General features: G+C 71.8%; 13 protein-coding genes. 10 read left to right on the forward strand and 3 right to left on the reverse strand.

Going from position 1 to position 10,862, the window contains the following annotated elements:
• The first annotated feature begins 21 nt into the window (after positions 1-21).
• Complete coding sequence (locus tag VFC33_20295; GenBank protein HZR15586.1) at positions 22-1,422, forward strand: sigma 54-interacting transcriptional regulator; 1,401 nt, start codon at positions 22-24, stop codon at positions 1,420-1,422.
• Here VFC33_20295 and VFC33_20300 read toward each other — a convergent pair.
• A complete protein-coding gene (locus tag VFC33_20300) occupies positions 1,419-1,814 on the reverse strand; it encodes a hypothetical protein (protein ID HZR15587.1) in 396 nt (131 codons plus the stop codon). The two genes, VFC33_20295 and VFC33_20300, sit on opposite strands and share 4 nt — an antisense overlap.
• 80 nt (positions 1,815-1,894) lie before the next feature.
• Between VFC33_20300 and VFC33_20305 the strand changes: the two genes are divergently transcribed.
• The 3 genes from VFC33_20305 (at position 1,895) to VFC33_20315 (ending at position 6,013) form a co-directional block, all read left to right on the forward strand.
• A complete protein-coding gene (locus VFC33_20305) occupies positions 1,895-3,904 on the forward strand; it encodes a VWA domain-containing protein (protein HZR15588.1) in 2,010 nt (669 codons plus the stop codon).
• 172 nt (positions 3,905-4,076) lie between these two features.
• A complete protein-coding gene (locus VFC33_20310; GenBank protein HZR15589.1) occupies positions 4,077-5,645 on the forward strand; it encodes a GAF domain-containing sensor histidine kinase in 1,569 nt (522 codons plus the stop codon).
• The gene (locus VFC33_20315) at positions 5,621-6,013 is read left to right on the forward strand and encodes a response regulator transcription factor (protein ID HZR15590.1); all 393 of its coding nucleotides are present in this window, start codon (positions 5,621-5,623) and stop codon (positions 6,011-6,013) included. Before VFC33_20310 ends, VFC33_20315 begins: the two co-directional genes overlap by 25 nt.
• Here VFC33_20315 and VFC33_20320 read toward each other — a convergent pair.
• Positions 6,008-6,514: an O-acetyl-ADP-ribose deacetylase gene (locus VFC33_20320; protein ID HZR15591.1), complete on the reverse strand. Its 507-nt coding sequence runs from the start codon at positions 6,512-6,514 to the stop codon at positions 6,008-6,010. The two genes, VFC33_20315 and VFC33_20320, sit on opposite strands and share 6 nt — an antisense overlap.
• A gap of 213 nt (positions 6,515-6,727) precedes the next feature.
• Between VFC33_20320 and VFC33_20325 the strand changes: the two genes are divergently transcribed.
• Positions 6,728-7,084, forward strand: a complete 357-nt coding sequence (locus VFC33_20325) for a WhiB family transcriptional regulator (protein ID HZR15592.1) — start codon at positions 6,728-6,730, stop codon at positions 7,082-7,084.
• A 104-nt stretch (positions 7,085-7,188) separates the two neighbouring features.
• On the opposite strand, the gene VFC33_20330 is transcribed toward VFC33_20325, so the two are convergent.
• Entirely contained in the window at positions 7,189-8,094 is a 906-nt protein-coding gene (locus VFC33_20330; GenBank protein ID HZR15593.1) for a glutamate formiminotransferase, read from the reverse strand.
• Between the two features lie 26 nt (positions 8,095-8,120).
• Between VFC33_20330 and VFC33_20335 the strand changes: the two genes are divergently transcribed.
• From VFC33_20335 to VFC33_20355, 5 genes are all read left to right on the forward strand, one after another.
• Positions 8,121-9,161 (forward strand): TIGR03619 family F420-dependent LLM class oxidoreductase, encoded by a 1,041-nt coding sequence (locus tag VFC33_20335; protein ID HZR15594.1) that lies wholly within the window; start codon positions 8,121-8,123, stop codon positions 9,159-9,161.
• A 31-nt stretch (positions 9,162-9,192) separates the two neighbouring features.
• On the forward strand, positions 9,193-9,360 hold the full coding sequence (tatA, locus tag VFC33_20340) for a twin-arginine translocase TatA/TatE family subunit (GenBank protein HZR15595.1): 168 nt from the start codon (positions 9,193-9,195) through the stop codon (positions 9,358-9,360).
• 74 nt (positions 9,361-9,434) lie between these two features.
• Positions 9,435-9,941 (forward strand): sigma-70 family RNA polymerase sigma factor, encoded by a 507-nt coding sequence (locus VFC33_20345; GenBank protein HZR15596.1) that lies wholly within the window; start codon positions 9,435-9,437, stop codon positions 9,939-9,941.
• The gene (locus tag VFC33_20350) at positions 9,938-10,387 is read left to right on the forward strand and encodes a zf-HC2 domain-containing protein (GenBank protein ID HZR15597.1); all 450 of its coding nucleotides are present in this window, start codon (positions 9,938-9,940) and stop codon (positions 10,385-10,387) included. Before VFC33_20345 ends, VFC33_20350 begins: the two co-directional genes overlap by 4 nt.
• Position 10,388: 1 nt before the next feature.
• Positions 10,389-10,862: hypothetical protein (locus tag VFC33_20355; protein HZR15598.1), on the forward strand; the 474-nt coding region annotated here is incomplete at its 3' end.

Genomic DNA, 10,862 nt, shown 5'->3' on the forward strand with positions numbered 1-10,862 from the left:
TCGATGCCACGGAGGGATCGCATGACGCGCGCGGGCACCCTCGGCGAGCTGCGTGAGTCCGGCTGGCAGTCTCGCCCCGTCAAGGAAGAGGTGCGGGCGAACGCGATCGCGCGCATCGCCTCGGGCCAATCCGTCGTACCGGGTGTGCTCGGCTACGAGGAGACCGTGATGCCGCAGCTCGAGAACGCGCTGCTCGCGGGTCACGACATCATCTTCCTCGGTGAGCGCGGGCAGGCAAAGACGCGCATCATCCGCTCGTTGACCGAGCTCCTCGACGAGTGGAGCCCGATCGTCGCGGGCAGCGAGATCAACGACGACCCGTACCATCCGGTGTCGCAGCACGCGCGCCACCTCGTGATGGAGCGCGGCGACGAGACGCCGATCGAGTGGGTCCACCGCGACCGTCGCTTCGGCGAGAAGCTCGCGACGCCCGACACGTCGATCGCGGACCTCATCGGCGAGGTCGACCCGATCAAGGTCGCCGAGGGTCGCTACCTCGCGGACGAGCTCACGATCCACTACGGCCTCGTCCCGCGCACGAACCGCGGCATCTTCGCGATCAACGAGCTGCCCGACCTCGCGGAGCGCATCCAGGTCGGTCTGCTGAACGTGCTCGAGGAGCGCGACGTGCAGATCCGCGGCTACAAGATCCGCCTCCCGCTCGACGTGATGCTCGTCGCGTCCGCGAACCCCGAGGACTACACGAACCGCGGCCGCATCATCACACCGCTGAAGGACCGGTTCGGCGCGCAGATCCGCACGCACTACCCGCTCGACGTCGAGACCGAGATGGACGTCGTCGACCAGGAGGCGCGTCCGGTCTCGGGCGACGGACTGCACATCGACGTCCCGCGGTTCATGACGGAGATCGTCGCCGAGATGAGCCAGCAGGCGCGGCGCTCGCCGCACGTGAACCAACGGTCGGGTGTGTCCGTCCGCTTGTCGATCGCGAACTACGAGACGCTCGTCGCGAACGCGACGCGCCGCGCGCTGCGCAACGGTGAGCGCGACGTCGTGCCGCGCATCAGCGACCTCGACGCGCTGGTGTCGTCGACCGCGGGCAAGATCGAGATCGAGACGCTCGACGACGGGCGCGAGGAGCACGTGCTCGACCGGATCGTGAAGACGTCGGTGCTCGAGGTGTTCCGCGCCCGCGTGCGTCCGGAGCGGCTCGGCGGTGTCGTGAAGGGCTTCGACGAGGGCCTCGTCGTGCACACCGGCGAGGACGTGTCCGCGGGCGACTACACCGCGCTGCTGCAGCAGGTCCCGGCCCTGCGTGACGTGATGAGCGACCTCGGGGTGGGCGAGTCACCCGCCGCGGTGGCGTCGGCGATCGAGCTCGTGCTCGAGGGCATGCACCTGTCCAAGCGGCTCAACAAGGACGCCGTGGGCGGCAAGGCGCTGTACCGGGCGAGGGGCTAGATCCCGCCGTTCTGGTCCTGGTAGATCCCACAGCCGTTCCCGGCCCGCCGGTTCAGGTCGTCGACGGCCTTCTTCGCGACCGGCGAGTCGAGGACCGACCGGTCGCCCGCGGCGCGGCGGCGGTACATCTCCACGACGGTCTCGGCCGCCTGCTTCACGTCCGCGGGCGCGGTGTCGGCCATCCGCTCGACCAGCGGCAGCTGCGCCCGCGCCTGCTCGACCTGACTCTTCTTCGTCGGCTTCTGGATCGCGGTGTCGTACTTCATCGCTGCGTCGCAGAACGCCTTCATCGGGGTGGGCTGCGAGCGCGGCATGCCACCGCTGCACGCGCCGAGCGCGACGGCCGCGACGGCCGTCGTCACGGCGGCGACGAGACGGGAGCGGACGGCCACGCGTCGATGATGCCCGACGACGTTCGGGTGCACCCAGTCGCGCCGGTCGTCGTGTGCCGGGCGACCGCTACGGTGGGGGCATGCCTCGTCGTGGTCGCGGCTTCCGGTACTCGCGGTGGGACGGCACGCAGGTCGGGTTCGACGTCGACGCCGACGCGCTGCTGTCCGAGATGTCGGACGACCTGCTCTACCACGGCGATCTCAACGCCGCGCTCCGGCGTCTGCTGCAGCAGGGCTTCCGCGACCGCAACGGCGAGCAGCTCATGGGGCTGCGCGAGATGCTCGACCGGCTGCGCCAGCGCCGTCGCGAGGAGCTCGACTCCCGCAACCTGGGCGGCGTGTTCGACGACATCCAGGACAAGCTCGACGGGATCGTCGACCAGGAGCGTGAGGGCATCGAGCGCAGGCTCTCGGACGCGCGCGAGTCGGGCGACCAGCGTCGCAAGGAGCTCGTCGAGGACCTCGCCGCGCAGCGGCAGATGGACCTCGAGATGATGCCGCCCGACCTCGCCGGCCGGGTGCAGTCGCTCCAGCAGTACGACTTCATGGACGACGACGCGCGGCGCGAGTTCGAGCAGCTGATGGACGAGCTGCGCGAGCAGCTCGTACAGAGCTACTTCAACCAGCTCTCGGAGGGCATGCGCGACATGTCGCCCGAGCGCATGCAGCGGATGAAGGACATGCTCGCCGAGCTGAACCAGATGCTCGAGCAGCGCGAACGCGGCGAGGAGCCCGACTTCCAGGGCTTCATGGACCGCTACGGCGACTTCTTCCCCGAGAACCCGCAGAGCCTCGACGAGCTGCTGGAGCAGATGGCGCGCTCGATGGCGCAGATGCAACAGCTGCTCAACTCGATGACGCCCGAGCAGCGCGCGCAGCTGCAGCAGCTCGCGCAGTCGCTCCTCGACGATCTCGACCTGCGCTGGCAGGTGGACGAGCTCGCCCGCAACCTGCAACAGGCGTTCCCCGACCTGCCGTGGAACCAGCAGATGCGCATGCGGGGCGACAACCCGCTGCAGTTCTCGCAGATGGCCGGCCTGCTCGACCGGCTCGGCGACATGGACCAGCTCGAGAACATGCTGCGGTCGGCGACGCAGCCGGGCCAGCTCGCGGAGGTCGACATCGACCAGGCCTCCGACCTGCTCGGTGACGACGCCGCGCGGTCGCTCGCCCGGCTGAAGGAGCTCGCGCGCATGCTCGAGGAGGCGGGCCTGATCGAGCAGCGCGAGGGGCGCTACGAGCTCACGCCGCGCGGCATACGCGCGATCGGTCAGCGCGCGCTCGCGGACCTGTTCCGTCGCCTCACGAAGGACCGCGCCGGGCGTCACGAGGTCGAGCGCGCCGGGGTCGGCGTCGAGCGCAGCTACGAGCACAAGCCGTACGAGTTCGGCGACCCGTTCCACCTGAACGTCGAGCAGACGATCCGCAACGCCGTGTACCGGCAGGGCTCCGGCACGCCGGTCCGCCTGTCACCCGAGGACTTCGAGGTCGAGAAGACCGAGCTGCTCACGCGCTCCGCGACGGTGCTGATGCTCGACGTGTCGATGTCGATGCCGATGCGCGACAACTTCCTGCCCGCGAAGAAGGTCGCGATGGCGTTGCACTCGCTCATCACGAGCCAGTTCCCGCGCGACTACTTCGGGCTCGTGAGCTTCGGACGGGTCGCGCGTGAGGTGAAGCCCGAGCTGCTGCCCGAGCTGTCGTGGGACTTCGAGTGGGGCACGAACATGCAGCACGCGCTGCTGCTCGCCCGCCGCCAGCTCGCCCGCCAGACCGGCACGAAGCAGGTGATCATGGTCACCGACGGTGAGCCGACCGCCCACATCGAGGACGGCGAGGCGTACTTCCAGTATCCGCCGTCGCCGATCACGATCGAGGAGACGTTGAAGGAAGTCGCCCGCTGCACGCGGGACGGCATCCGCATCAACACGTTCATGCTCGACGAGAGCTTCTACCTGCGCTCGTTCGTCGAGCGGATGACCCGGATGAACAACGGCCGGGCCTTCTTCACCAGCCCCGACGACCTGGGCAGCTACGTCCTCGTCGACTTTCTCGAGAACAAGCGAACGCTCAGGCGCCGCGCCGGGTAGCGCGCGTGCTTGCTGGTCGCGCTCGCTGCGGCCCGGGATACCCGGGCCGCGGACGCTCGGCCGCTCCGTGAGAACAAGCGGACCCTCCGCCGTCGCGCGGGGTAGGTCCCGCGCGGAGAGCGCTCAAGCCGGTCCCCGGGCCGCCCGATACCACCTCGGGAAGGAAGAGGGGATGGCTGCCGCGACGCGCACCGACATCCGGGAGCGGATCGAACACGAGGCCCGTGTTGCGGGCATGCGCCGCTACAACCGTCCGTCGATCGAGGCGGTCGAGCGGCGGCGACTGCAGCTGTGGGGCGTCACGATCACGGTCATCGTCGCGATGGCGATCGCGACCGCGATCGCGTCCCTGTCGCGCGGCAACGAGGTCTCGTGGCTGCAACCCGGCGTGCTGCGGCTCGCGGTCATCGGTCTCGCGCTCGGGTTCAGCGCGTACGCGATCGAGAAGGAGATCCACCTCCATCGCCTCAGCCGGCTGCTCATGGACGAGCGCGTCCTGAGCTCGGCGCTCTCGAACCGTCTGCAGCAGCACGCGCTCTTGACCGCCGCCGGGCGCGCGGTCAACTCCGTCCTCGACCTCCACGAGGTCCTCGACCTGATCCTCTCGAGCACGCTCGACCTCCTGAGCGTGGAGACCGGCTCCGTGATGCTGCTCGAGTCCGAGGACGACGACGAGCTCGTCGCGGTCGCGGCGCGCGGCAACAACGACGTCGCGCTCGGTGCCCGCGTGCAGCTCGGTCAGTCGATCGCAGGCCGCGTCGCGCGCACACGCGAGCCGTTGCTGTTGAGCGGGAAGGTCGACGACGAGCTCTTCCCCGGTCACCAGACGCGGGTCCCGTCGCCCCACTCGGCGATGTGCGTCCCGCTCGTGAACCGCGGGCAGCTCCTCGGCGTGATCAACGTGAGCTCGTTCGGTGAGCGGACGTTCGACGAGAACGACCTGCAGCTCCTCTGCGTCTTCGGCGAACAGGTCGCCGCCGCGATCACGAACGCACGCCTGTACGAGGCCGAGCGCGTGCACGTCGCCCAGCTGCTCGAGCTCGACCGGACCAAGTCACAGTTCGTCGCGTCCGTGAGCCACGAGCTGCGGACGCCGCTGACGTCGATCCGTGGCGCGCTCTCCGCGTCGCGCCGTGCGCGTGACGACCAGCGCGGCGAGCTGCTCGACGTGATCGACCGCCAGACCAGCCGTCTGTCCGCGATGGTCGAGGAGATGCTCACCGCGGCCCGGCTCGAGCGGAAGGGGACGATGCCGATGCTGCGCCGCATCGACGTCGCCGCGCTCGTCCGGCTCGTCGCGCTCGACTCGCAGGTCGCGGGCCGTCCCGTCGAGGTGCAGGCGCCGCAGAAGTGCGAGATCCGCGCCGACCCCGAGTCGATGCGTCGCATCGTGGGCAACCTGATCGAGAACGCCCACAAGTACGGTGCGCCACCCGTGCGCGTGGTCGTCGAGCCGATGGGCGAGAAGGTGCTGCTGTCGGTGCTCGACACCGGGTCGGGTGTCCCGCCGGCCGAGCGCGAGAAGATCTTCGAGCGGTTCTACCGCTCGGAACGCACGGCGACGTCGCGTCCGGGCATCGGGCTCGGTCTCCCGATCGTCCGGGGACTCGTCGAGGCGTGCGGTGGTTCCGTGTGGGTCGAGGACGCTCCGGGTGGCGGGGCCGCGTTCCGGGTCGCGCTGCGGGTGCGGCCCATGGACGAGCAGGAGGTGGAGCCGTGCACGGCAGGCCTAAGGTCCTGATCGTCGACGACGAGCCCGACGTGTTGCTGACGATGCGGATGATCCTCGAGGCCGAGGGCTTCGACCCCGCGCTCGCGGCCGACGGCGAGACCGCGCTGCGACGCATCGACGACGAGCAGCCCGACATCGTCCTCCTCGACATCATGATGCCGGTGCTGGACGGGTGGTTCGTGCTCGCGGAGCTCGCGGGGCGCCCGCGGCGGCCGCGCGTGATCGTCTGCTCGGCGAAGTCGAGCGACGTCGACAAGACGCGCGCGTTCGACCTCGGCGCGGACGAGTACGTCACGAAGCCGTACGAGCCCGACGACCTCGTCGCGAGGATCCGCGAGACGCTCAGCCGCGGCGCGCGCCGGCCGGCGCGCTTATGACCTCAACGCGTCAAGCCGACGTTCGTACGCGCGCAGGGTGCGCTCGTCGAAGCACACGAACCTGACGATCTCGACGTCGGTCGTCGCACCGGCCACGGTCGCGACCGCGATGTCGGTCGCCTCCTCGAGCGGGTAGCCGTAGATGCCGGTGGAGATGGCCGGGAACGCGACCGAGCGCGCGCCCAGCTCGTCGGCGACGGCGAGTGAGCGCGTGTAGCACGAGGCGAGCAGCTCGGCTTCGCCGCGGCGCCCGTCCCGGTAGCGCGGGCCCACCGCATGGATGATCCAGCGCGCGGGCAGCCGGAACCCGTCGGTCGCCTTGGCGTCGCCCGTCGCGCACCCGCCGAGGCGGGCGCACGCCTCGTGCAGCTCCCGCGACCCCGCCGCGCGGTGGATCGCGCCGTCGACCCCGCCCCCGCCGCCGAGCGACTGGTTCGCGGCGTTCACGACCGCGTCGACCTGCTCTTTCGTGATGTCGCCCTGGACCGCGTCGATCCGCACGGGCCCATTGTCGGGCCGGTCGGGCAAAAAGTTCCACTTGCGTCGGGTACGGCGACCGACCATAGTGACACCGTTGTAATTCCAAGGGCGTCATTCCGGGTCCCGAACGCCCGGCCGGAGCGCCCGGGAACCGGCGTCGAAGCCGGGTTCAGGGAGTCGGTGTCGGCAAGTCGCCGGCCGCGAGGCACGGCGGAGGAAGCGAGGGGGGCGCCGATGCACGAGATGCTGATCGCCAACCGGATCACGCCCGGTCCCACCGGGATCGCGCCAGGTTCGCCCGGCGGCCCGTCGCCCGGTCTGCCCGCGGCCGATCCGACGAACGGCGAACGCCGCTGGCAGGAGCGGGCCAACTGCCTCGGCGTCGACCCCGACCTGTTCTTCCCCGAGCGTGGTGCGTCCACCCGGGAGGCGAAGGCCGTGTGCGGCGGCTGCGAGGTGCGCCTCGAGTGCCTCGAGTACGCGCTGTGCAACGGCGAGAAGTTCGGCATCTGGGGCGGCCTGTCCGAGCGGGAGCGTCGCCGCCTCCGCCGCCAGCGCGCGCTCGCCCGTCGCGCCGCGGCGTCCGCGTGACGTGCGCGGCTGCGTCCGCCTGAATGTGCGCGGCTGCGTCCGCCTGAACGTGCGCGGCTGCGTCACCGTGACCGCGCCTTCGGCCCGCGTCCGCCCCGACCGGGTCAGGCCGCGCCAGCCGGTCCCGGCCCGCCGGAGTGCTCCGCGCCGGCGGCGCGGGCGAGGCGCGCTTCGATCGTCTCCGCCTCGCTGATCCCCGACCGTTCGCGGAACGCGTCCGACCACCGGGCGCGCTCCGCGGCGGGGACGAGGCCGACGAGCTCGACGCGGTCGACGTCCGAGCCGCGCAGCCGTGCCTGCTCGCGCACCGCGTCGCAGGCCCGCTCGACCCCCGTGTGTTCGAGCGCGACGAGGTTCATCGAGACCTGCGCGCGGCTGTGTGAGCCGAGCAGGAACCCGAGCGCGCGCACGCCCGGCAACCCGCCGTCGCGCTCGCGCACCGCGCGCGCGATGTCGCGCGCGAGCCCGACGTCGTCGGTCGGGAGCTCGCAGTTCAGCGCGACGAGGACCGGTCGCGCGCCGACCGCCGTCGCGCCGAGACGCGGATCGGGTTGCCCGCGCCCCGCGTCGGGCCGCCGGCGCACGAACGCGTCGCGACGTGTGTCGGGCAGCGTGCGCGCGCCGGGATCGGCGTCGCCGTAGAGGAACACGGGCACGCCGAGCTCGTGTGCGGACCACGCCGCGTACGCCCGCGCCGCTTCGACCGCGCGTTCTCGCGGCGTCTCGTCCAGCGCGACGAACGGGACGACGTCGACGACGCCGAAGCGCGGGTGCACGCCGTCGTGCACGCGCAGGTCGAGCAACGATGCCGCGTGCGAGGCGAGACGTCGTGCCGCGTCCTCGACCGCGACGGCTGGACCGCCGAGTGTGACGACGCTGCGGTTGTGGTCGGCGTCGACATGGACGTCGAGCACGCGTGCGCCGCCCGCTCCGGCGATCGCGTCGACGACGTCGCGCCGCCGGCCCTCCGACACGTTGACCACGCACTCGAGGACGTCCCGTTCGGCCACCGCCCGACCTTACGTACGATGCACGTGTGCGCATCGGACTCGCGCTCCCGCAGTACGACTACTCCGTCCCCGGCGAGAACCCGCTCCGGTGGGACACGGTCGTCGCGTTCGCTCGTCGCGCCGAGGAGCTCGGCTTCGACTCGTTGTGGCTGTCCGACCACGTGTTCCTCGACCTCGCGAAGTACGGGGCCGACGCGCGTCGCTACGGCACGTACGAGCCGATCGCCGCGCTCGGCGCGCTCGCGCGTGCGGTGCACCGGCCGCGGCTCGGGACGCTCGTGCTGTGCGAGGTGCTGCGCCCGGCGTCCGTCCTCGCGAAGGCGCTCGCGACGCTCGACCGGATCAGCGGCGGTCGCATCGACGTCGGTCTCGGCGCGGGCTGGTACGAGCCCGACTACGACGCGGTCGGCGTCGACTTCCCGCGCCCGGGTCACCGGCTCGCGCGTCTCGCGGAGGCGGTCGAGGTGTGCCGCGGTCTGCTAACGGCGCGCGGTGAGCCGTTCACGTTCGACGGTCGCTACCACCGCTGCGACGGCGCCGTGCTCGACCCGCCGCCCGTCCAACAGCCGGGCCCGCCAGTGTTCGTCGGCGGCAAGGGCGACCGCCTGCTGCGGCTCGCTGCGCGTCACGCCGACGGCTGGAACACGTGCTGGGTGTGGACGCCCGATGCGTACCGCGACCGCCTCGCGGTGCTCGGACGCGAGTGTGACGACGCCGCGCGCGACGCCGCGACGGTGTGGCGATCGGTCGGGCTCTACGCGCTGTGCGGCGAGGACGACGCCGATCTCGCGGCGCGCTTCGACCGTCTCCGTGCCGCGACGCCGCCCGGCGTGCTCGACGGCGTCACGCTCGACCGTTGGCGCGACGGCCGGCTCGTCGGGACCGTCGACGAGGTCGCGGAGCAGCTCGTCACGTGGGACGAGCTGGGTGTCGAGACGGTGATCGTGGGCCCCGGTGCGGTTCCGTTCCAGGTGGCGTCGATCGACGATCTCGACCCGCTGGCCACCGCGGCGCGCGCGGCCGGGATCGGCGCGTTCCAGGCGACCGGCGCGGGGGATCGGCGGTAACCTCTTCCGGATCCCCTCGGAAAGGCCAGCGATGGACATCGGGGTTCCCGAGCTCCTCATCATCCTCGCCGTCGTCCTGCTCCTCTTCGGCAGCACCCGCCTGCCCAAGCTCGCCCGGTCGCTCGGCCAGGCGTCGAAGGAGTTCAAGAAGGGCGTCGAGGACGGCGCCCACGAGGACGACGAGCACAAGGCGAAGTAGCGCCCCGCCGGTCGTCCTGTCCGCCGGCGTGGTGTCGCGTCCGCGGGAACCGGCTGCCGCCTCCTGACGTTGTCGTGTCGTCCGACGGTGTCCCGACCTGGGACGAGGTCGCCCGCGAGCACGGGCGGTTCATGTACCAGGTCGCGTACCGCCTGACCGGCAACACCGACGACGCCGCGGACCTCGTGCAGGAGTCGCTCCTGCGGGTTCGCAAGGGGCTGGAGAGCTATCGGCCGGGATCGCTGGAGGGATGGTTGGCCCGGATCGTCACGAACGTCTTCCTGGACGAGGTGCGCCGGAAGCGCCGCCGCCCGACCGAGGCGTTGCCCCCGGACCCCGACCGCGTCCTGCCTGGGTCACCCGGTGCGGACGAGGCGAGCACCGAGCTCTCGCGTGAGGTCCAGGACGCGCTCGCGACGCTCCCCGAGGAGTTCCGCGTCGCGGTCGTGCTGTGCGACGTGGCCGACCTGCCGTACGAGGAGATCGGCCGCGCGACCGGCGTCCCCGTCGGCACCGTGAGGTCCCGCATCCATCGCGGCCGGCGCATGTTGCGCGCCGCGCTCGAGGGGGCGTGGTCGTGACGGGGCGCGACCGCGGGCTCCCCGAGGACGTCCTGTCCGCGTACTTGGACGGCGAGCTGAGCGCGCACGAGCGCGCGGCTGTCGAGCGCGAGCTCGCCGCGTCGCCGTCGTGGGCGGCGATCCTGCGCGAGGTGCGCGAGGTGCGCGCCGCCGTGCGCGGCCTGCCGGTGCCCGAGCCGCCCGAGGACGTCTTCGAGCGCGTGCTGCGCGAGCCGGTCGGCGTGGCGTCGGGCTCGACTCGGCGGCGTGTGCTCGGGCCGTGGCGTTGGGCCGCGGGAGGTGCGGCCGCGGCCGCGGTCGTCGTCGCGTTCGCCGTTCCGTCTCCGCATCGCGTCACGCCGTCCGTGCCGAACCAGGTCGACTCGCACGTGACGCGCGCGTCGCTCACGCAGGACCCGATCATGGAGCTCGCGCCGGTGGGCCAGCCGGTGCGGTTCGGACACTGACGTGATCGCGCGACGGGCGGCTCCCGCGGCGTGCGTCCTCGTCGCGGCGGCTGCGATCACCGCGATGGTCGTCGCGTCCGTCGCGGCCGTGAAGGCCTGGGCGGCCGGACCCGGGCCGGGTGGCGGCCGGGGCGAGCAGCTCGTCGACGCGGCGGAACGCGCCGTGCGTGAGTACGCGTTCTCGGGCGTCGTTGCGGTCGAGTGGTACGAGTCGGGACGGAAGAAGACCGAGCGCGTCCCCGTCCACGACGACGACGGGATGCTGCAGCTCGGCACGACGACACGCGTGATGACGGACGGCGAACGCACGCTCGTCCGCGAGAGCGACGGTTGGACCGTGTTGTGGGGTGGTCACGTCGCGACGGGGCAACGCCCGTCGCCGGAGGCGAAGTACGACCTGAACGTCACGGGTCGCGTGCTCGTCGCGGGGCGCGAGGCGACGGTGGTCGAGGCGCGCGAGGAACGGACCGGTGCG

It is taken from the genome of Acidimicrobiia bacterium, assembly GCA_035651955.1.
Lineage (GTDB): Bacteria > Actinomycetota > Acidimicrobiia > IMCC26256 > JAMXLJ01 > JAMXLJ01.